Source organism: Ureibacillus galli, from assembly GCF_014836845.1.
GTDB lineage: Bacteria > Bacillota > Bacilli > Bacillales_A > Planococcaceae > Ureibacillus > Ureibacillus galli.
Genome location: NZ_JACSQA010000010.1, coordinates 1 through 23,400 on the forward strand (window position 1 = coordinate 1; position 23,400 = coordinate 23,400).

Annotated in this window: 21 protein-coding genes; 13 read left to right on the forward strand and 8 right to left on the reverse strand. The window is 34.5% G+C overall.

The window, feature by feature from the left end:
- Positions 1-298: 298 nt before the first annotated feature.
- The 7 genes from H9636_RS08430 to dnaA all read right to left on the reverse strand — a co-directional run bounded on the left by H9636_RS08430 (position 299) and on the right by dnaA (position 10,522).
- Positions 299-1,381 carry an HD-GYP domain-containing protein gene (locus H9636_RS08430; RefSeq protein WP_191707183.1) on the reverse strand — a complete coding sequence of 361 codons (1,083 nt, stop codon included), beginning with the start codon at positions 1,379-1,381 and terminating at the stop codon, positions 299-301.
- Between the two features lie 330 nt (positions 1,382-1,711).
- Complete coding sequence (gene gyrA, locus H9636_RS08435; protein WP_191707184.1) at positions 1,712-4,240, reverse strand: DNA gyrase subunit A; 2,529 nt, start codon at positions 4,238-4,240, stop codon at positions 1,712-1,714.
- Positions 4,241-4,266: 26 nt separating this feature from the next.
- The gene (gyrB, locus tag H9636_RS08440) at positions 4,267-6,195 is read right to left on the reverse strand and encodes a DNA topoisomerase (ATP-hydrolyzing) subunit B (RefSeq protein ID WP_191707185.1); all 1,929 of its coding nucleotides are present in this window, start codon (positions 6,193-6,195) and stop codon (positions 4,267-4,269) included.
- Positions 6,196-6,355: 160 nt separating this feature from the next.
- On the reverse strand, positions 6,356-7,471 hold the full coding sequence (gene recF, locus H9636_RS08445; protein ID WP_191707186.1) for a DNA replication/repair protein RecF: 1,116 nt from the start codon (positions 7,469-7,471) through the stop codon (positions 6,356-6,358).
- Positions 7,472-7,699, reverse strand: a complete 228-nt coding sequence (yaaA, locus tag H9636_RS08450) for a S4 domain-containing protein YaaA (protein WP_191707187.1) — start codon at positions 7,697-7,699, stop codon at positions 7,472-7,474.
- A 165-nt stretch (positions 7,700-7,864) separates the two neighbouring features.
- Positions 7,865-9,001, reverse strand: a complete 1,137-nt coding sequence (dnaN, locus tag H9636_RS08455) for a DNA polymerase III subunit beta (RefSeq protein ID WP_191707188.1) — start codon at positions 8,999-9,001, stop codon at positions 7,865-7,867.
- 171 nt (positions 9,002-9,172) lie between these two features.
- Positions 9,173-10,522 (reverse strand): chromosomal replication initiator protein DnaA, encoded by a 1,350-nt coding sequence (gene dnaA / locus H9636_RS08460; RefSeq protein ID WP_191707189.1) that lies wholly within the window; start codon positions 10,520-10,522, stop codon positions 9,173-9,175.
- Positions 10,523-11,051: 529 nt separating this feature from the next.
- Between dnaA and rpmH the strand changes: the two genes are divergently transcribed.
- The 11 genes from rpmH to H9636_RS08515 all read left to right on the forward strand — a co-directional run bounded on the left by rpmH (position 11,052) and on the right by H9636_RS08515 (position 21,589).
- Positions 11,052-11,186 carry a 50S ribosomal protein L34 gene (rpmH, locus tag H9636_RS08465; RefSeq protein ID WP_004233310.1) on the forward strand — a complete coding sequence of 45 codons (135 nt, stop codon included), beginning with the start codon at positions 11,052-11,054 and terminating at the stop codon, positions 11,184-11,186.
- Between the two features lie 85 nt (positions 11,187-11,271).
- The gene (gene rnpA / locus H9636_RS08470) at positions 11,272-11,616 is read left to right on the forward strand and encodes a ribonuclease P protein component (protein WP_191707190.1); all 345 of its coding nucleotides are present in this window, start codon (positions 11,272-11,274) and stop codon (positions 11,614-11,616) included.
- Between the two features lie 159 nt (positions 11,617-11,775).
- Complete coding sequence (gene yidC / locus H9636_RS08475) at positions 11,776-12,546, forward strand: membrane protein insertase YidC (protein ID WP_191707191.1); 771 nt, start codon at positions 11,776-11,778, stop codon at positions 12,544-12,546.
- Positions 12,543-13,265: an RNA-binding cell elongation regulator Jag/EloR gene (gene jag, locus H9636_RS08480; RefSeq protein ID WP_191707192.1), complete on the forward strand. Its 723-nt coding sequence runs from the start codon at positions 12,543-12,545 to the stop codon at positions 13,263-13,265. The genes yidC and jag overlap by 4 nt, the downstream gene beginning before the upstream one ends.
- Positions 13,266-13,549: 284 nt before the next feature.
- Positions 13,550-14,935 (forward strand): tRNA uridine-5-carboxymethylaminomethyl(34) synthesis GTPase MnmE, encoded by a 1,386-nt coding sequence (mnmE, locus tag H9636_RS08485; RefSeq protein ID WP_191707193.1) that lies wholly within the window; start codon positions 13,550-13,552, stop codon positions 14,933-14,935.
- A 27-nt stretch (positions 14,936-14,962) separates the two neighbouring features.
- Positions 14,963-16,858, forward strand: a complete 1,896-nt coding sequence (mnmG, locus tag H9636_RS08490; protein WP_191707194.1) for a tRNA uridine-5-carboxymethylaminomethyl(34) synthesis enzyme MnmG — start codon at positions 14,963-14,965, stop codon at positions 16,856-16,858.
- Positions 16,859-16,945: 87 nt separating this feature from the next.
- Positions 16,946-17,662, forward strand: a complete 717-nt coding sequence (gene rsmG / locus H9636_RS08495) for a 16S rRNA (guanine(527)-N(7))-methyltransferase RsmG (RefSeq protein WP_191707195.1) — start codon at positions 16,946-16,948, stop codon at positions 17,660-17,662.
- Positions 17,663-18,036: 374 nt separating this feature from the next.
- A complete protein-coding gene (gene noc / locus H9636_RS08500) occupies positions 18,037-18,924 on the forward strand; it encodes a nucleoid occlusion protein (protein ID WP_191707196.1) in 888 nt (295 codons plus the stop codon).
- 287 nt (positions 18,925-19,211) lie between these two features.
- On the forward strand, positions 19,212-19,964 hold the full coding sequence (locus H9636_RS08505; protein WP_191707197.1) for a ParA family protein: 753 nt from the start codon (positions 19,212-19,214) through the stop codon (positions 19,962-19,964).
- A 1-nt stretch (position 19,965) separates the two neighbouring features.
- Complete coding sequence (locus H9636_RS08510) at positions 19,966-20,826, forward strand: ParB/RepB/Spo0J family partition protein (protein ID WP_191707198.1); 861 nt, start codon at positions 19,966-19,968, stop codon at positions 20,824-20,826.
- A gap of 55 nt (positions 20,827-20,881) precedes the next feature.
- The gene (locus H9636_RS08515) at positions 20,882-21,589 is read left to right on the forward strand and encodes a DUF554 domain-containing protein (RefSeq protein WP_191707199.1); all 708 of its coding nucleotides are present in this window, start codon (positions 20,882-20,884) and stop codon (positions 21,587-21,589) included.
- Here the strand turns inward: H9636_RS08515 and yyaC are convergent.
- A complete protein-coding gene (yyaC, locus tag H9636_RS08520) occupies positions 21,506-22,138 on the reverse strand; it encodes a spore protease YyaC (protein WP_191707200.1) in 633 nt (210 codons plus the stop codon). The two genes, H9636_RS08515 and yyaC, sit on opposite strands and share 84 nt — an antisense overlap.
- Positions 22,139-22,252: 114 nt before the next feature.
- On the opposite strand from yyaC, the gene H9636_RS08525 reads away from it, so the two are divergent.
- Entirely contained in the window at positions 22,253-23,164 is a 912-nt protein-coding gene (locus H9636_RS08525; RefSeq protein ID WP_191707201.1) for a mechanosensitive ion channel family protein, read from the forward strand.
- On the forward strand, positions 23,164-23,364 hold the full coding sequence (locus H9636_RS08530) for a DUF951 domain-containing protein (protein WP_191707202.1): 201 nt from the start codon (positions 23,164-23,166) through the stop codon (positions 23,362-23,364). Before H9636_RS08525 ends, H9636_RS08530 begins: the two co-directional genes overlap by 1 nt.
- The last annotated feature ends 36 nt before the right edge of the window (positions 23,365-23,400 follow it).

Consider the following 23,400-nt stretch of genomic DNA (forward strand, 5'->3'; position numbering starts at 1 on the left):
AAAATTTGATAAAGCTCAAATTTTTGCTGGCATCATAATGATGTCCAAAATTTTGTTTCAACAATTAAGTTGAAACTGTATTCATTAACGTTTTGTTGTTCAGTTTTCAAGGTTCATTTAATGCGTCACCTCTTGGCGACTTACTTATAATAACAAGGTTTTAATACGAAGTCAACACTTTCCTCGAAAAAATTTAATTATATTTAAATCTTTTACCTAAGCTAGTAAAAAGTCATAGCAGTACCCATTTACAGTCTTAGTTTCGTCTCATAAAAAAAAAGAGGAGATATTCTCTCCTCTAATTAAACATCACTTGAGAAATATATAAATTTCTTTGCTTGGATAAATCAATTATTTCACCGGTATTTTGTAATTTTATTAATGGACGTGTCGGTGAAAGATGGTTAATAAAGATAATTTCCCCGAACCCTAGATTGGATACCTCAACTTGGGTGCCTATTGGGAGACTAGCTACTAAATCCGTAAGCGCATGAACTACTTTAATATCAAACTTACCAAATTCATATTCCTTTATCATTTCAATTACTTTAAATGGGGACTCTTTTGGACAATAAACTCGATCACTTGTCATAGCATGAAATGTATCAGCGATAGCAATCGTTTGTGAAAATAAAGAAATCTTCCCTAATTTCACACCATCTACATACCCACTACCATCTAAACGTTCATGATGTTGGTAAATCGCTAACTTCATCTCTTCTTTTATAGCCGGTAAACTTTTTACCATTTGAAAACTATAAAGGGGGTGTTTACGGATTTCAGAAAACTCCGTTTCATTTAAAGACCCTCTTTTTTCTCTTATCCGGTAAGGAACTTTGGCCATCCCACTATCTGCTAAAGATCCTGCAATGGCCATTTGGAATACATACCCCTGATTATAACCAAGTTTATGCGTAATTAAAGCAGCTATTAATCCGGTCGAGATACAATGGTTATATAAATACTCTTTAGCATTTGAAAAATGATTTAAATTAAATAAAATTGAACGATCTTCTAAAAATTCTTCTACTAACGGTAAAATAATCTCTCTTACCTTTGTTATATCGATTTTCGAACCAGCTTCCCACCCAACGAATAACTTTTTAAAATTATTTACTGCTTGTTGAAATTTAGTTTCAAACGAAATTTTAACGGTCGGTATATCCAACTTGCTATTCTCATTTGTTTCAATAGATTTTTTTACATTATTATCAACTAGGACTGGTATATTAGTAATTTGAAAGGCAGTTAAAATGTGTAAATGCTCTTGCGTAATCATTGTGTTTTTTAAAATAATCGGGAATTGTGTATTAGCAAAGATATCTTCCGCTATTACTTGCCCTATGAGAAGTTCATTTGTATTTACATATGTAGCCCCCAACCTAAAAACCTCCTTTATTTGTTTAAAATTGTTGTATATGAATCTAAAGAAATAGGGAAATCGGTGTATATATAGAGATATTATACTATATTTCGAAGAAGAATTTTATAAATATCCCTTAATAATCTATCAAAACATGGATATTCTATAAAAGCGTGCATCCAGAATAGCATAAAAAGACTATTTATTACATTATAAATACCGCTTTTCCATTTTAAAAATAGGAAAATTATAAAATCTAGTACCCTTTTTAGGTATTTTATCTTTGGAAATGAAAAAAACTGATTCAAAAGTTCCTAGGAACCTTTGAATCAGTTTTATTTTTTTCTCTTATTCAGTTTCAGAATCAGTTTCAGTAGATTCGATTACTGGGGTATTATTAGTTTCAGTCGTTGTATTTTTTTCATCTGCCAAATCCTCTTCGGCTTCTTCATCTTTCTTTACACGAGCAACTGTTGCGACTAGCTCATCCTCGCTTAGACGAATTAAACGAACACCTTGAGTGCTTCGACCAATGATTGAAATATCATTTACATCCATTCGAATTAAAATACCGTTAATCGTAATTAACATGATATCTTCTGATCCATCTACCGTTTTCACAGCACACATCGGACCATTTTTATCTGTAATTTGGATTGTTTTAAGACCTACACCACCGCGACTTTGTAGACGATATTCAGTTTCTGGAGTTCGTTTTCCATAACCCTTTTCAGTAACAACTAAAATTTCTTGGCCTGGCTCAACAATTTCCATTCCTACTACATAATCGCCTTCTCGAAGTTTAATACCACGTACGCCCGATGCGGTACGTCCCATTGAACGAATTTCTTCTTCTTTAAAACGAATTAACATACCATCATGGGTTCCGATTATAACATCTTTCGTTCCGTCGGTTAACCGAACTGAGATCAAATCATCATCATCATGTAAATGAATCGCGATTAATCCACTTGTACGAATATTAGCAAATTGAGAAAGTTGCGTACGTTTTGTAATACCTGTTTTAGTCGTAAAAATAAAGTATGCATCTTCTTTGAATTCATCGACATGAATCATCGCTGTTACTTTTTCTTCTTTTTCTAAAGGCAACAGATTTATGATTGGTAAACCTTTAGCTGTTCGACCGAACTCAGGGATTTCATATCCTTTTGCACGGTATACTTTCCCTTTTGAAGTAAAGAATAATATCGTATCATGAGTAGAAGTGAACAATAAATGTTCAACGAAATCATCTTCATGGGTACCCATTCCTTGAACACCACGGCCACCACGTTTTTGACTTCGGTACGTATTAGAAGCAAGTCGCTTTATGTAACCGTTATGCGTCAAAGTAATAACAGAATCTTCCCGAGGAATTAAATCCTCGTCTTCGATCATTTCAAGGCCACCAGCAGTAATTTCCGTACGGCGTTTATCATTATAACGTTCTTTAATTTCTATTAATTCTGTTCGAATGATTTCGATTACTTTACTTTCATCAGCTAAAATTGCTTTTAACTCGGCAATTAATACTTGAAGTTCTTGATATTCATTTTCAATTTTTTCCCGTTCTAAACCACTTAAACGTACTAAACGCATATCTAAAATCGCTTGCGCTTGGCGTTCCGTTAAACTAAAACGCTCCATTAACACTGGTCTAGCTTCATCCCCAGATCGGGAAGAACGGATAATACTAATAATTTCATCAATATGATCAAGGGCGATTCTTAAACCTTCTAAAATATGTGCACGATCTTCAGCTTTTCTTAACTCAAATTGCGTACGGCGAGTAATTACTACCTTTTGATGTTCTAAGTAGTGGAACAGTACTTCTTTCAAACTTAAAACTTTCGGTTGACCATTAACTAGTGCTAGCATGTTAACGCCAAAGTTAGACTGCATAGCAGTTTGTTTATATAAATTATTTAGAATAACGTTAGCATTTGCATCTTTACGGACTTCAATAACGATACGCATACCACGACGATCCGATTCATCGCGTAAGTTTGTAATGCCATCAATCTTTTTATCCCGTACTAATTCAGCAATCTTCTCAATTAATCTTGCTTTATTAACTTGATACGGAATTTCATGAACGATAATTGTTTCTTTACCATTCGATTTCGTTTCGATTTCTGCTTTCGCACGGACAGTAATGGAACCCCGACCAGTTTCATATGCTCGGCGGATACCACTTCGTCCCAGTATTAAACCACCTGTTGGGAAATCAGGACCAGGGATAATTTCCATTAACTCTTCCGTTGTAATTGCTGGATTTTCAGATAAAGCGATAACCGCATCGATTGTTTCCCCTAATTGATGGGGTGGAATGTTTGTCGCCATCCCTACCGCGATACCAGAAGCACCGTTTAATAAAAGATTTGGAATACGAGCTGGTAATACGATAGGCTCTTTTTCGTTTCCATCATAGTTCGCTTGATAATCAATCGTATCTTTATTAATATCTCGCAACATTTCCATCGTTATTTTAGACATACGAGATTCTGTATAACGCATTGCCGCAGCTCCGTCGCCATCCACAGAACCAAAGTTACCATGACCATCTACTAACATATAACGATAACTAAAATCTTGTGCCATACGTACCATAGCATCGTAAATAGATGAGTCACCATGGGGATGGTATTTCCCCATTACGTCCCCAACAATACGAGCTGATTTTTTATATGGTTTATCTGAAGTATTTCCTAACTCATGCATTCCATATAAAATACGACGGTGTACCGGTTTTAAACCATCACGTACATCTGGTAATGCCCGTGATACGATAACACTCATTGCATAGTTTAAAAACGATGTTTGTACTTCTTCACTAATTTTTATTCCTTTTACACCTTCATGTTGATTTTCAGACATATGAAAGACCTCCCTTCAGAACCAAGTTAAATGTCTAAGTTTTGTACATATACCGCATTATCTTCAATGAATTTCCGACGAGGTTCGACTTCATCCCCCATTAATTCTTGGAAAATTTGATCTGCTTTCATCGCATCATCTAATTCGACTTGAAGAAGGGTACGATGCTCTGGATCCATCGTTGTATCCCAAAGTTGTTCTGCATTCATTTCACCTAGACCTTTATAACGTTGGACGACTGGTTTCGGCATGCTTGGTAAACGTTCTAAAATCGCTTGTAATTCTTCGTCTGAATAACAATACTCAACATGTTTACCTTGTTTTACTTGATACAAAGGTGGTTGAGCTGCATATACATAACCAGCTTCAATAAGCGGGCGCATGAAGCGGAAGAAGAATGTTAATAAAAGAATCCGGATGTGAGCACCATCAACATCGGCATCTGTCATAATAACAATTTTATGATAACGTGCTTTTTCTAAATCAAATTCTTCTCCAATACCGGTACCGAAAGCTGTAATCATCGCACGAATTTCAGCATTCGACAAAATTCGATTAATGTTTGCCTTTTCAACATTTAAAATTTTACCGCGCAATGGTAGGATAGCTTGGAAATAGCGATCGCGGCCTGATTTAGCAGAACCGCCTGCAGAATCTCCTTCTACAATATAAATTTCTGACTCGGCAGGATTTGTCGAAGAACAATCTGCAAGTTTACCTGGAAGGCTTGATACTTCTAATGCAGATTTACGACGTGTAAACTCACGTGCCTTTTTCGCTGCAACACGGGCACGGGCAGCCATTAACCCTTTTTCAACGATTTTTCGCGCAACAGAAGGATTTTCTAACATGAAACGTTCAAAACCATCAGAAAATAAAGAGTTTGTAATTGAACTTACTTCTGAATTTCCTAATTTCGTTTTTGTTTGTCCTTCAAATTGTGGATCTGGGTGTTTGACAGATATAATTGCCGTCAATCCTTCCCTTACATCCTCACCAGTTAAATTTCCTTCAGTATCTTTTAATAAGTTACCTTTACGAGCATAGTCATTAATTACTCGTGTAAGGGCTGTTTTAAAACCGGATTCATGGGTACCGCCCTCATAAGTATTAATATTGTTAGCAAATGAATAAATGTTCGAAGAGAATCCAGCATTATACTGCATTGCAATTTCAACCGAAATACCATCTTTTTCACCCATAATATCAATTGGGTCATGAATCGGTTCTTTTGTTTTATTTAAATGCTCTACATACTCACGAATACCACCTTCAAAGTGATATGTGTTTATACGCTGTTCTTCTTCTCGCTCATCCACAATAGTAATACGAATACCACGATTTAAATAAGCAAGTTCTCGTATTCGAGTTGCTAAAATATCGTATTCGTAAACAGTTGTTTCCTTGAAAATTTCAGGATCCGCTTTAAAACGAGTTGTTGTACCTGTTTCTTCTGTTTCACCAATTATTTGTACTGGTTGAACTGTTTTACCACGTTCAAATTTAATGGAATGAATATGACCATCACGTTTTACATATACTTCTGTTGCAACGGATAAAGCATTCACTACAGATGCACCAACACCGTGAAGTCCACCTGATACTTTATATCCGCCACCGCCGAATTTACCACCAGCATGTAGGACCGTCATAATAACTTCAACTGCTGGCATTCCCATCTTTTCTTGAATATTGACTGGAATACCACGACCATTATCTTCTACACGAATCCAGTTGTCTTTTTCAATTGCAACTGTAATTTCCGTACAAAAACCTGCTAATGCTTCGTCAATACTATTATCCACGATTTCCCAAACTAAATGGTGAAGCCCTTTAGAGCTTGTGGAGCCAATATACATCCCTGGACGCTTACGAACAGCTTCTAATCCTTCTAACACTTGAATTTGATCCGCATCATAAGCTTGTTGAACTTGTTTCTCTTCTAAAGCCACCATGTTCACCTACTCTTTCATTACTTCAGTATGTGTCAAAATTAAAAAGCTTTATTAAAATTTCTAAAACTTTCTATATGAAAACTTCAGCGAATTTTCAAACTGCCATTCTTAGGTTACAGTACAATTCGCTTAGTATAAAAAATTATATTGATAGGTTTATTTATTGAGTTTCTACTACACCTTGTTTCACGTGAAACATTTTCGCATGTTGTATTGTTTCATGATGAATCCCATCAACACTTGTTGTCGTGACAAACGTTTGCACTTCACCTTGAATGGTGTTTAATAAATGCGATTGGCGATAATCATCTAATTCAGACAATACGTCATCTAAAAGTAAAATAGGTGCTTCTTTCGTTTCTTGCTTTATTAACTCGATTTCAGCTAGTTTCAAAGATAACGCCGTTGTGCGTTGTTGACCTTGAGATCCATAAGTTTGAACATCATAATCATTTACCAGAAATTGTAAATCATCTCGATGGGGACCAACTAATGTAATGCCTCTTTCAAGTTCTCGCTTTCTCACTTCTGCTAACTTCTTTTCCAAGTATGTAGCCATTTCTTCATCATTCCACTCTGGATTTAGTCCAGAAGTTGCTCGATATTGGATCGTTAACTTTTCTAGACCCCTTGAGATACCAGAATGAATTTTTTCAGCCCAATCTTGTAAAAGTTGTATAAATTGCAGTCTTTTACGAATAATTTGGACAGCTGACTGAATATATTGCTCAGTATAAATAGCAAATAAAACGTCATCGATTTGCTGTTTACCTTGATTGATTTTTAGCAAATGATTGCGCTGTTTTAGTAATTTTTGGAATGTAAGTAACTCATGTAAATATACTGGTGATATTTGTCCTATTTCCATGTCGATAAATCTCCTTCTTACTTGAGGACTACCTTTGACGACATTTAAATCTTCTGGAGCAAACATCACCACGTTCATTTGACCAATATAATTACTTAACTTCGTTTGTTCTAAATGGTTTATTTTGCCCTTTTTACCTTTTTTCGTAACAGATAATTCCATTGGAAAACTACCGTAACGATTTTGGACAACACCATCTATTTTACCATAGTCTGCTTGCCAACGGATTAATTCTTTATCATTACTTGTTCGATGGGATTTTGCCATAGCTAAAACATAAATAGATTCCATCACGTTTGTTTTACCTTGCGCATTCTCTCCAATAAACACATTAATTTTAGGTGAAAAATCTAATGTTAATGATTCATAGTTACGATAATTGGTAAGCTGTAAATGCTCGATGAACATTTAATTTTCTCCGTTCTTATTGACGATAACGAATCTACCACAACCAGGGATATTAATTACATCACCATGACGTAGTTTACGGCCACGCCGTTTGTCAATTTCACCGTTAACATAGACATCATTTTCTTGTAGGAACCATTTAGACATGCCACCAGAACTAATAGCATCTGTGACTTTTAAAGCTTGACCAAGGGTTATAAATTCTGTATCAATTATAATTTCATCCAAATTAAATTCATCCTCCGATTACGTACATCTATCCTTATATCATACCTAAAATTAAGGAAAAAATCCAAGGAAAGTAGGATAAGGGCGTTGTCAGGAAGTTTTTGTAACCAAAAGAAATAAAAAAGATAGCCACGAATGACTATCTCTATTATCCATAATGTTTGATTAATAAGTTCTTACCGGTAAGATCAATTGTAAAATTGCATCATCATGTATAGATCGTAATGTAAATGGTCTCATTGCACCTGTAAATTGAATGACTACATCTTGGCCATCAATTGCTTTTAATGCTTCCATCATATATTTTGCACTGAAGGAAATTTTTAAGTTTTCCCCTTCTAATGTTTCCACAGGAATTTGTTCTTCTACTTTTCCGATTTCAGGAGAGTTTGATGAAATTTCGACGATATTTCCATCAAATGTTTCGAAACGAACAACATTATTACGATCTTCACGAGCTAATAAAGAAGCACGATCAATTGCTTGTAATAGTGATTTTCCGTTTATTGTAATGTTTGTTTTAAATTCTTCAGGAATTAAACGAGATGTTTCTGGATAATTCCCTTCTAAAAGACGAGAGAAGAATAATACATTTTCTGTTTTAAATAAAACTTGTTGATTTGTAATAACGATTTGAACAGGATTTGTTGAATCCCCTAAAATTTTATTTAACTCATTTAAACTTTTTCCTGGTATAACGACAGAACTTACATCTGTTGGTAAATGTTCTAATGTCGTTTTTCTTCTTGCTAAACGGTGACTATCTGTTGCGATACAAATTAATTCGTCACCATGGATTTGCCAATTAACCCCTGTTAATACAGGACGACTTTCAGATGCAGCTACTGCGAAAACAGTTTCACGAATAATTGATTTTAATAAGTCGGCTGGTATTGAAAATTGTCTGTCAGTAGAAACTTCAGGTAATAATGGGTACTCTGAAGCATCTGATCCAATAAGGTGAAATTCAGATTTACCAGAACGGATATGTGTTTGTAAACCATTTGAAACTTCAATTTCAACATCATTTGTTGGCAATTTACGGACAATCTCATTAAACATTCTTGCTTGTAATACAATAGATCCTGTTTCAGTTACATTGATTAATTGATCTCCGTTTTCCTCAATAGGAATAAATGTTTGGATTGTTATATCTGCATCACTACCTGTTAATGTTAAACCTTCGTTCGTTACGTCCAATTTAATCCCCGTTAAAATCGGAATTGTTGTTTTGGAACTTACGGCTTTCATTACATCATTTAATCCATCTAGTAAATGATCTCGCATTATATCAAATTTCATCATTAGACCCTCTCTTAATTAATTATATTATTTTTTAAAGATATTAATAGATATAGTAATAGGCCCTGTGGATTTGTGTATAACTCATTCAAACACGCATGAAATCAAATTATCCACATGTTGATAAAGTGTGAATAAAGTTGTGAGAAATTCACTATGTTATCCACAATATTATTTCCCTAACATACTACGAATTTGTTTAATATCTTGCTGAAGTTGTTGATCCTCTTTTAATAAAGAGGCAATTTTTTCATGAGCATGAATGACGGTAGTATGATCCCGACCTCCAAATTCTTCTCCTATTTTCGGTAAAGAAAAATCAGTTAACTCACGAGATAAATACATAGCAACCTGTCTTGGAAAGGCAATCGATTTTGTCCGTCGTTTTGCTGAAAAATCTTCTAATTTGATATGGAAGTGCTCACCAACAGCAGTTTGGATATCTAAAATAGAAATCATACGTGGCTTTGAGTTTGGAATAATATCTTTCAATGCTTCTGCTGCAAGCTCTGTTGAAATATCTTTATTGACTAAAGAAGAATAAGCAACTACTCGAATGAGTGCACCTTCCAGCTCACGAATATTTGTATCGATTTGATTTGCTATATAATGCATCACTTCATTTGGTATATCTAACCCGTCTGCTTTCGCCTTTTTACGAAGAATCGCAATACGTGTTTCTAAATCTGGTGGTGTAATATCCGTTATAAGTCCCCATTCAAAACGGGAACGAAGACGATCTTCTAAGGTTGGAATTTCTTTAGGTGGTCGATCACTAGAAATAACAATTTGTTTTGACTCTGTATGCAAAGTATTAAATGTGTGGAAAAACTCTTCTTGAGTGGATTCTTTCCCAGCTAAAAATTGAATGTCATCAATTAATAAAACATCGACATTACGATATTTGTTACGGAAATCTACAGCTTTGTTATCTCGAATTGAGTTAATAAATTCATTTGTAAATTTCTCTGATGATAAATAAACGACCTTTGCATTTGGGTTATGTTCAAGTACATAATGACCGATGGCATGCATTAAATGGGTTTTACCTAATCCTACTCCCCCATAGATAAAGAACGGGTTATAGGCCTTTGCAGGTGCTTCTGCAACGGCTAAAGATGCTGCATGGGCAAATCGATTCCCCGAGCCGATAACAAATGTATCAAATGTATATTTTGGATTGAGCATTCCTGGTGTCATTTCAGAATGATCATCGTTATTATTTGCCTGTATTACCGGAGCAGGTAAATCTAGGCTGTCATAATCGTCCTGATCCTTTTGAACAACAAATTTAATTAGCAAGTCTTTACCTGTAAGTTCAGATAAAATACCCGCGATTAGATGAAGATAATGATTTTCAAGCCAATCACGAGTAAATGAGTTAGGGGCGGCAATAGTTACATTGGTTCCTTTATAAGAAAGTAATTTCGTCGATTTAAGCCACGTCTCAAAGCTTGGTTTTGAAATTTTTTGTTCAACTTGAGCCAGGACATTCATCCATAATTCTTCTAAATGTTCCAAGCTTTTAACTCCTTTTCATGTATATTTTCCATTTCAAATAAATAAACTAGATTTATATATGATAATAGAAAACCTATTAAACACATAATCACAGCATGTGGATAACTATTATCCCAAAGCTGTGTTAAAGTTTGTCCACAAGTTATTAACATCTGTGGATAAAATATTTCCCAAATTAAATGTCCACAAAAGAAAACACATTTATCGTAACAAAAAAAGATTGTCATTTCAATAGCTGGTGAAACTTATCCACACAGTTAAAATTTATTCACTATAAGATTATCCACAAGGATAGAATTTGTGAAAAACTTGTCAATAAGTGTTGTGGATAAAATTTATAAATAAAAAAATATCCACAACGGATGTTTATAAAAATGACTGTCCGTTGTGGATATTTATATTTAGTTAAGAAATCGATAAAAGCAGCATGTCAAATATTTGATTGACAAGCTAATTCTTTTAAATATATAATGTTATGGTCTGTATGTAGGATAGAACTTTAAACTTTCATTTGGAGGTGTAATATATAATGAAACGCACATATCAACCAAAAAAACGTAAACATAGTAAAGTACACGGATTCCGCGCACGTATGAGCACGAAAAACGGACGTAAAGTATTAGCTGCTCGTCGTCGTAAAGGAAGAAAAGTATTATCAGCATAAGTCCACTGAGCCTATTCAGTGGCTTTTTTTTTCTTCATTTTAATAAAGAATAAGAGAAAGTAATCATGTGTTAGTAGGTGAAGAAATGAAAAAACGCCAACGAATTAAAAAAAATGAAGACTTTCAAAAAGTATTTAAAAAGGGAAAGTCCTTTGCGAATCGTCAATTCGTTGTTTATTGTTTACCGAATGAGGATCAAACAGAATTTCGTATCGGTTTATCTGTCGGTAAAAAAGTAGGGAAAGCTGTCACAAGGGTTCAAATTAAACGTTATATTCGACAAGTATTTTTAGAATTAAAAAATGAAATAAGACAAGATATGGATTATGTTATTATCGCCAGAAATCCGGCGGCCACTTTAGATTTTCATGAAACGAAAAAAAGTATTGAACACGTGCTAAAAATTGCAAAAGTATTAAAGAAGAAATAAGTAACTCTATGAATTTCTCTATGAAAAGTTAATAAAATTTTCAAAACTAATTAATAATTGTCAATATTTATAGAGGGAATTAAAACAATTTGTAGAGTGTAAGCGGCTACACGTGGTAAAATAGCAAAAAAGTTGAATAGTATTCTAGGAGGAAGAAGGTTGAAGAAAAGTCATTGGATGATTCTGTCGCTAGTTTCAGTAGCATTGTTGCTGTCTGGTTGTACAGAATTTGATCAGCCAATTTCATCTGAAAGCGAAGGCTTTTGGAATGAATTTATCGTTTGGCCATTAGTATCAGTTATTAAGTATTTCGCAGAATTATTAGGTACGTATGCTCTTGGGATTATTGCCGTTACAATCATAATCCGATTAGTCATTCTTCCATTAACGATTAAACAAGTTAAAAGCTCGAAAAAAATGCAAGAAATCCAACCAAAAATGAAAGAATTACAAAGGAAATATGCTTCAAAGGATGCTGTTACACAACAAAAGTATCAGCAAGAAATGATGGCATTAATGCAAAACTCTGGTGTAAATCCGGCGGCAGGATGTTTCCCAATGTTAATTCAAATGCCTATTTTAATTGGATTCTATCATGCAATTAGCCGTATGAATGCAACACCAACCTTTGATTTAGGGACATTTCTTATTTTCCCACTTGCAGATTCAAGTATTACATTAGCGATTTTAGCTGGTTTAATTCAATTTGTTGTATTAATGACTGGACCTGCAATGGACAACCCTCAAATGAAAGTGTTGATGTACATCATGCCAGTAATGATTATTGTATTTGGTGCTGTATTACCAGCTGCATTATCTTTATATTGGGTTGTCGGAAACATCATCTCAGTTATTCAAAACCTTGTTATTTATAAGCCTTGGAATAGAAAGAAAACAGAACCTGCTACAACAGGAGGAGCGAAAAAGTGAAACAAATTACGCAATTAGGCGCAACAGTAGAAGAAGCGATCTCATTAGCGTTACAACAACTTAAGACTACTCGTGATCAAGTAGAAGTTGAAGTTTTACAAGAAGGTAAAAAGGGATTTTTAGGTTTTGGTGCACGACAAGCGGAAGTTCGTGTAACTGTCAATGAAATGATTACAGAACCAATTGTTGAAGCTCCACATCATGAAGAAAATATTCAAGAGGAAACAGTTGAAACAGTTGAATTCGAGGTAGAAAACGAAAAAGAAGAAAATCCACTAGATATTGCGCAAGATTATTTGCAACAGATAGCAATTGAAATGGGGATTGATGACTTATCCATTGATGGAAAAATTCAAGGTAAAAACGTCTTATTTAAATTGGAAAGTGAAAAGGCTGCTCTTTTAATAGGGAAACGTGGTGCTACATTAAATGCATTACAACAATTAACCCAATTAGTAGTTAATAAAAGCTCAAAATCTTTCTTAATGGTTAAACTCGATGTAGAAAATTACCGTGAACGACGTCAAATCGCTTTAGAGCAATTAGCTGAACGAATGGCAGATAAAGCGATTCGCTCAGGTAAAAAGGTTTCTTTAGAGCCGATGCCTTCTTATGAAAGAAAAGTCATTCATAATGCATTAGCTAATCGAGTTGATATTGAGACGTATTCGGAAGGTACTGAACCGAACCGACATTTAGTAATTGAACCAGTTAAATAATTTTTTAACATACAGATTCAAAAACGACCTTTGAAAGGTCGTTTTTTATTTTGCTTTTTCTAATTTTTATTATTCATGTTATCCACATGTGGAAAATTTGCTTTACTTTCGTTATTCAATAAAATATGTTACTCTAAATTGTTAGTAAATAAAGTTCGTAACAGTTATTCACATGTGGATAACTTTGTATAGTTTTCACAAGATAAAAGTATTCATTTTATGACGTTTTAGCGTGGTCGAAAAATTACACCTATGTGTAATTGATTTAGTAGGAGGATTTTAAAATGGAATATGATACAATTGCCGCGATATCCACACCAATGGGCGAAGGAGCCATTGCCATTGTTCGTTTAAGTGGGGATGAAGCAGTTAAAATAGCAGATAAAATGTTCAAGTCACCTAGTGGCAAAAAATTAATGGAGGAAAAAACCCATACGATTCACTATGGTCATTTAATTGAACCTAGAAGTGAAGAAATCGTGGAGGAAGTCATGATTTCGTTAATGCGGGCACCAAAAACCTTTACCCGTGAAGATGTAGTTGAAATTAACTGCCATGGGGGAATTGTTTCGGTTAATCGGGTGTTACAGCTCGTTTTACAAAATGGAGCAAGATTAGCTGAACCGGGAGAATTTACAAAACGTGCTTTCTTAAATGGACGTATTGATTTATCTCAAGCTGAGGCAGTAATGGATTTAATCCGAGCAAAAACGGATCGTGCGATGAATGTGGCTTTGGGGCAAATGGAAGGAAAGCTTTCCAGATTAATCAGCCAATTGCGTCAAGCATTAATCGAGACATTAGCTCATGTAGAGGTTAATATAGATTATCCTGAGTATGATGATGTAGAAGAGATGACAATTCCAGTACTTTTAGAAAAATGTTCATGGGTACGGGATGAAATCGCAAAGTTATTACAAACTTCATCTCAAGGAAAAATATTACGAGAAGGGCTTTCTACCGTTATTCTTGGTAGACCGAATGTAGGGAAATCTTCATTATTAAATAGTTTAATTCACGAGAATAAGGCAATTGTTACTGATGTTGCAGGCACAACTCGTGATATTATAGAAGAGTATGTCAATGTGCGCGGTGTACCTTTACGTCTAGTCGATACAGCAGGGATTCGTGAAACGGAAGATATCGTTGAAAGAATAGGGGTAGAAAAATCTCGCCAAGTATTAAAGGAAGCAGATTTAATTTTACTTGTGTTAAATTCGGCAGAAAAATTATCTGAAGAAGATGAACGTCTATTTGAAACAATTCAAAATATGGACTTTATAGTCGTTGTCAATAAAACAGATTTACCGCAACAAATCAATTTAGAAAAAGTGAAGGAATTGTCTAATGGCCGTCCTGTTGTAACAACATCTATTTTACAAGAACAAGGAATTATCGAGCTTGAAGAAGCAATTGCTAAGACTTTCTTTGAAGGCCAAGTGGAAGCAAATGATTTAACGTATGTTTCCAATGCCCGCCATATTGCTTTACTTCATCAAGCAAAATCAACGATTGAAGATGCAATTGATGCAGCTCATTCAGGTGTTCCGGTTGATATGATTCAAATTGATGTTACGAAAACATGGGAACTATTAGGGGAAATAGTCGGTGACACAGTACAAGAGAGCTTGATTAATCAGCTATTCTCACAATTCTGTTTAGGAAAATAAATGATAAATGAGAGAGGAAGAGACGGCATGACAACAACATATGAAGCTGGACAATATGATGTTATTGTCATCGGTGCAGGTCATGCTGGTGTAGAATCAGCATATGCCGCAGCTAAAATGGGTGCGAAAACACTCATGGTGACAATTAACCTAGACATGATTGCCTTTATGCCATGTAATCCATCTGTAGGTGGACCAGCAAAAGGAATCGTTGTACGTGAAATTGACGCATTAGGCGGTGTGATGGGAAAAGTAATCGATAAAACACATATCCAAATGCGTATGTTAAATACAGGGAAAGGTCCTGCAGTACGAGCTTTACGTGCTCAAGCAGATAAAGTCCTTTACCAACGTGAAATGAAACGATTATTAGAGGAAGAAGAAAATTTAACGATTCATCAATCAATTGTGGATGAATTAATCGTTGAAGATGGTGTTGTTCAAGGTGTTATTACTCAAACAGGTGCGATTTACAGAGCAAAAGCTGTTATTGTAACAACAGGTACGTATTTGCGCGGTGAAATTATTATTGGGGAATTAAAATATTCAAGTGGGCCAAATAATCAACAACCGTCTATTAAATTAGCAGATAATATGCGGGATCTTGGCTTTGAGATGGTACGTTTTAAAACTGGTACACCACCACGTGTAGACAGTAAAACGATAGATTATAGTAAAACGGAAATTCAACCTGGCGATGATGTACCACGTGCTTTTAGTTTTGAAACAACTGAATTTATCATGGATCAAATTCCTTGTTGGTTAACGTATACAAGTCCTGAAACACATCAAATTATTAACGATAATCTTGATAAAGCACCGATGTATACAGGGGCCATTACAGGTACAGGACCACGATATTGTCCATCTATTGAAACGAAAATTGTTCGCTTTAACGATAAACCTCGTCACCAATTATTCTTGGAACCGGAAGGCCGCGATACGCAAGAGGTCTATGTACAAGGCTTATCAACAAGTTTACCAGAGCATATTCAACGGAAAATGTTACAAACGATTCCTGGGTTAGAAAAAGCAGAAATGATGCGTGCAGGTTATGCGATTGAATATGATGCCATTGTTCCGACTCAATTATGGCCAACATTAGAAACGAAAAGAATTAAAAATCTTTATACAGCTGGCCAAATTAACGGTACGAGTGGGTATGAAGAAGCTGCTGGTCAAGGGTTAATGGCGGGTATTAACGCTGCGGCAAAAGTTTTAGGAAAAGAAGAAGTTATTTTAAAACGTTCAGAAGCTTATATCGGTGTATTAATTGATGATTTAGTAACAAAAGGAACAAATGAACCTTATCGTCTACTAACATCCCGTGCAGAATATCGATTATTACTTCGTCATGATAATGCAGACTTACGTTTAACGGAATTAGGCTATAAATTAGGGTTAATTTCAGAAGAACGTTTTGCTAAATTTACGGAGAAAAAAGAACAAATTGAAACCGAGATTGCTCGACTTCGTGAAGTTATTATTAAACCAAATGAAACGACACAAGAAGTTATCCGCTCTGTAGGCGGTACAGAATTAAAAGATGGTATTCGTGCTTCAGATTTAGTAAAACGAACTGAAATGACTTATGATTTAGTTGCTTCATTATCTCCATCTGGTCTTGAATTAAGTGAAGAAGTGAAGGAACAAATAGAAGTTCAATTGAAATATGAAGGTTATATTCAAAAAGCTTTAAATCAAGTAGAAAAACTTCATAAAATGGAAGGTAAAAAAATACCAGAAGATATTGATTATGATGATATTTCTAGCTTAGCAACAGAAGCACGGGAAAAACTAAAAGAAGTACGTCCATTATCAATTGCACAAGCTTCTCGTATTTCGGGTGTTAACCCTGCAGATATTTCAATTTTGCTTGTTTATATTGAACAAGGGAAGATTGCGCGAGTAAGTAACGAATAATTGTTCAATGAGCGTTCGAGTACCAACTTTTCTCGGACGCTCCTTCTTTTGTAAATAAGCATCCATTCTCAAATAAAGGAGATTCATATGAACGAACAACAATTTATTGAAGCATTAAAAAATAAGGGGATTGAACTTAGTGATCAACAAATCGCTCAGTTTAAAAAATATTTTGAACTGCTCGTAGAGTGGAATGAAAAAATGAATTTAACGGCAATCACAGATTTTGAAGGCGTCTATTTAAAGCATTTCTATGATTCCATAAGTGCAAGTTTTTACTTTGATTTTACGAAAGTAGAGTCTGTTTGTGATGTAGGTGCAGGTGCAGGCTTCCCAAGTTTACCAATCAAAATATGTTTCCCTCATTTACATGTAACGATTGTTGATTCTTTAAATAAACGTATAACATTTTTAAATCATTTAAGTGAACAATTACAATTGGATCATGTGGAGTTTGTTCATGCTCGTGCTGAAGAATTTGGACAAAATACATCATACCGTGAAAAGTTTGATGTAGTAACGGCGAGGGCGGTCGCAAGATTATCCGTATTATCTGAACTTTGCTTCCCACTTGCTAAACAAGGTGGTTACTTTGTTGCATTAAAAGCAGCGGCAGGACCGGAAGAGTTAAAAGATGCGAAAAAAGCAATTACAACATTGGGTGGATCTTTAAAAGAAGAATTTGCCTATACATTGCCTATAGAAGAAAGCGAACGTACTTTGTATGTATTTGATAAAGTTAAACAAACACCAAAAAAATATCCTCGTAAGCCAGGGGTTCCAAATAAAACACCAATCGTTTAAAAATTGTTTTATTAGCCGTATAGGAATTTTATAAAAATTATTGATATACGGCTAATGTGCAATTTAATTTTATAAGTTAGGTTTTTTTAGTAGAATAAAAGAGTTGTGTTTCTATTAATCTAACAAATGTTCCACATGAAACATTTACTCTATATGGAAAATCATCGTGTTTTTATCTTTGTTTTTATTAGAAAACTTTTATTTGTCACAAATTTTTAGATATAATTTTGCATCTTGAAGCATACATATTTTATATTTATGTTAATTTAATAGATTTTTACATCTATCAGACTCTGTACATTTTATAAATAATAATAAATAATATTTATATTGAGTATCGAGCAAGATAGTTTCTAAAAGGTGGTGCCTATTGAATGAAAAGTCCTTTTTCACGTTTTTTCGGAGGCGGCGAAAAAACTGTTTCTGAAGAAAAAAATGAAGTCGAACAAGTAGTAGCACAAGATGATAAGAATAAGGCTGCAGAAGAAGTAGTAAAAATCCCAATCGATAAAATTATTCCAAATCGGTTCCAACCTCGTACGGTTTTTGATGAAGATAAAATTGAAGAGTTATCAAGAACGATTCATACCCACGGTGTGATTCAACCGATTGTTGTACGAAGTTATGAAGACGATCGCTATGAGATTATTGCGGGTGAACGTCGTTACCGAGCAATGAAAAAACTAAATTGGACTGAAGTACCTGCAATTGTTCGTAATTTAAGTGATAAAGAAACGGCTTCTATTGCTTTAATTGAGAATCTTCAACGAGAAGAACTAACGGCAATCGAAGAAGCATTGGCTTATCAGCAATTGCTCGAACTTCATTCACTAACTCAAGAAGCACTTGCTCAACGTTTAGGGAAAGGTCAATCTACTGTCGCAAATAAATTACGTTTATTAAAACTACCTCAGTTTGTACAAGAAGCAATCTTAAAGAGAGAAATCACGGAGCGCCATGCTCGTGCGATGATTTCAATTAAAGAAGAAGAAGTGCAAGTGGCATTAGTTACAATGATCAAAGAAAATGATTGGAATGTACGCCAATTAGAGGAATATATTCAACAACTTACTGAACCAAAAGAAGAAGTGAAAAAAGAAAAACCAAAAAGAAAGGCGATAAGTAAAGATATTCGTATTGCCTTAAATACAATTAAACAATCCCTTTCAATGGTGACAAAAAGTGGTATTAATGTAAAAACAGAAGAGGAAGATACAGAAGAGTACTACCAAATTACTGTTAAAATACCAAAGAAAAAATAAGTTCAAAGTATTCCAATAGATAACTTTTTTGCTTCCCAATTAGGTTATAGTGATATTTATTACTTCATATTTAACAATAAAGGAGGTGTCTCATTTTTTGAGATGCCCCTTTTTCTATAAAATTTATACAATATGTTTTTAGAATGTCATACATCTATTATATAAATTTGATAAAATAGAAATACTTATTTACTTCATATAGATTCCAAGGGTTTAAAGTTTGAATCATACGTTAAGGTGTATTTCATTTTTTAATAAATTGATTGATGAAAGCAGGTGCATAAAGCTTGGGAAGAATTATTGCCATTACGAACCAAAAAGGTGGTGTAGGAAAAACTACAACATCTGTTAATTTAAGCGCTTGTCTTGCTTATTTAGGGAAAAAAGTACTTTTAATAGACATTGATCCACAAGGTAATGCTACAAGTGGAGTTGGTATAAATAAAGGTGAAATTCAGAGTTGTATCTACGATGTTCTAATCGATGATGAAGAAGTCGTAAACGTCGTCCAACAATCAAAAGTTGAAAATTTGTATGTTGTTCCGGCAACTATTTCCCTTGCAGGTGCAGAAATTGAACTCGTTTCAACTATTTCTCGTGAAGTTAGATTAAAACATGCCTTACAAAATGTGAAAGAACAGTATGATTATATTATTATAGATTGCCCACCTTCATTAGGGTTGCTAACAATTAATGCTTTAACCGCATCGGACGCCGTCATTATTCCTGTTCAATGTGAATACTACGCTCTAGAAGGGTTAAGCCAATTATTATCAACCGTACGTCTCGTTCAAAAACATTTAAATCAACAGTTATATATCGACGGTGTTTTATTAACAATGTTAGATGCTCGTACGAATTTAGGTATACAAGTAATCGATGAAGTAAAAAAATATTTTCAAGATAAGGTGTATAAAACGATTATTCCCCGAAACGTTCGTTTAAGTGAGGCACCAAGCCATGGAGAACCGATTATTATTTACGATTCAAAATCAAGAGGTGCTGAAGTCTATTTAGAGTTAGCAAGGGAAGTGATTTAAAATGGCTAGAGGATTAGGAAAAGGAATTGGTGCGTTATTTCCTACTGAGACATTAGAACATTTACAACCAAACGAAGAGCAAATTGAAAAAATCGCATTACAGAAACTAGTCGTTAATCCTTTTCAACCACGTAAACTATTTGATGATGAAGCAATTACTGAACTAGCTCAATCAATAAGTGAACACGGGATTATACAACCGATTGTTGTAAGAAAAAAGGGAAAAAAATATGAAATTGTTGTCGGTGAAAGACGCTTCCGTGCTGCAAAGTTAGCTAACTTAGAGGAAATTCCAGCCATCGTAAAAGATCTGACGGAAGAACAAATGATGGAACTAGCCATTTTGGAAAACCTCCAAAGGGAAGACTTAACCCCTATTGAAGAAGCAGAAGCTTACGAAAGTTTAATGGAAAAATTAAACTTTACGCAAGAAGAACTTGCAAAACGATTAGGGAAAAGTAGACCTTACATTACGAACCATTTACGTTTATTGCAATTGCCAGACGAGGTAAGGGATTTAGTAAATAGTGGTCAATTATCAATGGGACATGGACGGACACTTCTTGGTTTGAAAAATAAAAGAAGAATACCTGAAGTGGCAAACAAGGTAATTAAACAATCCTTAAATGTGCGTCAATTAGAAGTTTATATTAAACAACTTAATGAAGAAGTTTCACGTGAAACAGATAAGCCGAAGAAAAAGGATATTTTCGTTCAAGCAACAGAAACACAATTACGTGAATATTTTGGTACTAATGTACAAATTAGAAAGTCAAAGAATAAAGGGAAAATTGAAATTGAATTTTATTCTGAAGATGATTTAGAGCGTATTTTAGAAATTTTACAACTAGAACAGGAATAGGAAAAGTTGTGAGCGCCAAATTTCGGCGCTCTTTTTTCTGAGAAGAGGTTAATCAATGGTACTTCTAGGAACATTCATCAATGTATTATTAATAGTAGTCGGCTCAATTATCGGCCGATTTTTTAAAAATATATCTGAGAATATGAAAAGCACGGTTTTAATGAGTATTGGGTTAGCAGTTACTTTATTAGGAATCCAAATGGGATTCAAAACGAGCAATTTTATCATCGTGATTATTAGTATTGTCATAGGTGCTGTCATCGGCGAATGGATTGATTTAGATAAAAAACTGTTCCAGTTAGGAAAATGGATGGAACATAAAATGGGCAATAAATCGCCCGAAAAAGGGATTGCTGAAGGGTTTGTAAATGCTACGTTGATTTTTATTATAGGATCAATGGGTATATTAGGTGCATTAGATAGTGGAATTAGAAATGATCATTCTGTCCTTATTACGAAAGGGATTATTGATGGATTTACTGCCATTGTGTTATCTTCTACTCTTGGGATAGGGGTATTAATCTCAGCATTCCCTGTTCTTTTATATGAAGGTATGATTACGGTATCTGCAAAGATTATAAGTGAGTATATACCAGAAGCCGCGTTAAGCTTGTTCATTCAAGAAATGACGGCTACCGGTGGTGTAATGATTATGGCCATTGGATTAAATATAGCTGGTTTAACGAAGATTCGTGTAGCCAATTTGCTCCCTGGAATCATTATAGTCGGCTTGGTCGTTACGATCATGTTTCTTTTTCAATAGATGACGTTGATAGGCAAGAAGTATTGCACGTGCAATTTTATTGCTCATAGCATACGTAGTATTTAGTCGGGTATTTTGTAAAACAAGCATTTCCATAAATCCTCCAACATTAACGATCCCTTTAATCGAGATGTCTCCGACGGGAGGTAATTCTTTCTTAACAGCTTTTCCAGGAAATAACGGTCCTTCATGGACGATAATATGGCCGATATTCTGTTCGTTACCTAAACAAGCATCAATTGCAACAATAAATGGTACTGAGGGTTTTTGTTTTATTTCCTCCATTGTTGGTGCTAAATTGATTGCATGTAACGGATTTTCCAATGTCCCAATAACTTCAAAGGGGAATGAATGAAAACTAGATAAAAAACTACCTGTTAAAGGTCCTAATGCATCCCCAGTTGACCTGTCTGTACCGATACAACAAAAAATAATATGTTCTTCGTCGAATGGGATATAATTTAGAAATAGGTCACTTAATTGCCATAGTGCACCTGTTTGTTCATAATGAACGAATGATTTTAACGGGTCATTTATCATTTTTTGCATAAGCAATTCTCGCTTTCTTTTGAATTAATAAACATGTACCTAAATGGTAGAAAATTTCCTATATTGTAATGAAGTATATTCAAATTTTTAGTTAGTTATACAAGGAGTGGAAAAATGGCTACAAAAGCTGTGGAAAAAGAAGCAAAAGGCTTAGCTAAAATGGCGGAAAAAACTTGGGATTATTTTACGAGTGATGAATTGTGGGAGTTTATCATTCATGCCTCTATAAAAATTGTCATGATTCTTGTCATATCCTATATAGTCATTTTTATAGGGAAAAAGATTATAACACGAGTTTTTTCTTTAAAACTAAAAACACCAATTAATCAAAGTGAAAGACGTCAACAAACGATTATAAAATTACTGCATAGTACATTGTCCTATTTAGTATACTTCTCAGCGATGATAGCAATTTTGTCAGCTGTTGAAATTAATATCGGCGGTTTACTTGCTGGTGCAGGGATTGCCGGTTTAGCAATCGGGTTTGGAGCTCAAAGTTTAGTTAAGGATATTATTACTGGGTTCTTTATTATTCTTGAGGATCAATTTGGTGTAGGGGATTATATTCGGTTAAATAATTCTGAAGGTACAGTAACCGAGATAGGGTTAAGAACTACGAAAATTTTAGGAGTTACGGGAGAACAATATATCATTCCGAATGGCCAAATTTTAGATGTTGTTAACTTCTCCGTAAATAATTCCAAAGCGATTATTGATATGCAAGTTGCCATTGATGCTGATATCGAAAAAGTAGAAAGATTATTAACAGCTTATTTAGAAACGTTGCCTTCGAAATTTGAGGAATTAGTAGGTGTTCCGTCCTTTTTAGGTGTTCAAAATGTAGTAGGGACGGAAGTGACAATACGTATCGTTGCAGAAACACAACCTTTACAGCACTATACAATTGCCCGTGTGATTCGACGTGATGTAAAAGAAATCTTAGACAAAAATGGAATTCCAATGGCATATCCGAAAATGATGCTTTATGATCGTGGTAATAAAGAATCAGAAGGAGATGAGGAATAATGGAAACAAAAGAATTTGGACTGCATGATATTGTAGAAATGAAGAAACAACATCCATGTGGAACAAATGCATGGAAAATCATTCGTATGGGAGCAGATATACGAATAAAATGCCAAGGTTGTGGTCATAGTGTGATGATTCCTCGACGGGACTTTGGTAAGAAAATGAAAAAAATATTAGAAAAAGCAAGACAAGAGTAATATTTAGTGAAATAGACTTTTTCACTACTTATCCAT

Bases quoted from the DNA above. Each gene is read 5' to 3' on its own strand.
- noc (WP_191707196.1), top strand. From the start codon at position 18,037: ATGAAAAGTCCTTTTTCACGTTTTTTCGGAGGCGGCGAAAAAACTGTT.
- gyrA (WP_191707184.1), bottom strand. From the start codon at position 4,240: ATGTCTGAAAATCAACATGAAGGTGTAAAAGGAATAAAAATTAGTGAA.
- dnaN (WP_191707188.1), bottom strand. From the start codon at position 9,001: ATGAAATTTGATATAATGCGAGATCATTTACTAGATGGATTAAATGAT.
- H9636_RS08530 (WP_191707202.1), top strand. From the start codon at position 23,164: ATGGAAACAAAAGAATTTGGACTGCATGATATTGTAGAAATGAAGAAA.
- rnpA (WP_191707190.1), top strand. From the start codon at position 11,272: ATGAAAAAACGCCAACGAATTAAAAAAAATGAAGACTTTCAAAAAGTA.
- recF (WP_191707186.1), bottom strand. From the start codon at position 7,471: ATGTTCATCGAGCATTTACAGCTTACCAATTATCGTAACTATGAATCA.
- rpmH (WP_004233310.1), top strand. From the start codon at position 11,052: ATGAAACGCACATATCAACCAAAAAAACGTAAACATAGTAAAGTACAC.
- rsmG (WP_191707195.1), top strand. From the start codon at position 16,946: ATGAACGAACAACAATTTATTGAAGCATTAAAAAATAAGGGGATTGAA.
- H9636_RS08515 (WP_191707199.1), top strand. From the start codon at position 20,882: ATGGTACTTCTAGGAACATTCATCAATGTATTATTAATAGTAGTCGGC.
- yyaC (WP_191707200.1), bottom strand. From the start codon at position 22,138: ATGCAAAAAATGATAAATGACCCGTTAAAATCATTCGTTCATTATGAA.
- gyrB (WP_191707185.1), bottom strand. From the start codon at position 6,195: ATGGTGGCTTTAGAAGAGAAACAAGTTCAACAAGCTTATGATGCGGAT.
- H9636_RS08510 (WP_191707198.1), top strand. From the start codon at position 19,966: ATGGCTAGAGGATTAGGAAAAGGAATTGGTGCGTTATTTCCTACTGAG.
- mnmE (WP_191707193.1), top strand. From the start codon at position 13,550: ATGGAATATGATACAATTGCCGCGATATCCACACCAATGGGCGAAGGA.
- mnmG (WP_191707194.1), top strand. From the start codon at position 14,963: ATGACAACAACATATGAAGCTGGACAATATGATGTTATTGTCATCGGT.
- H9636_RS08525 (WP_191707201.1), top strand. From the start codon at position 22,253: ATGGCTACAAAAGCTGTGGAAAAAGAAGCAAAAGGCTTAGCTAAAATG.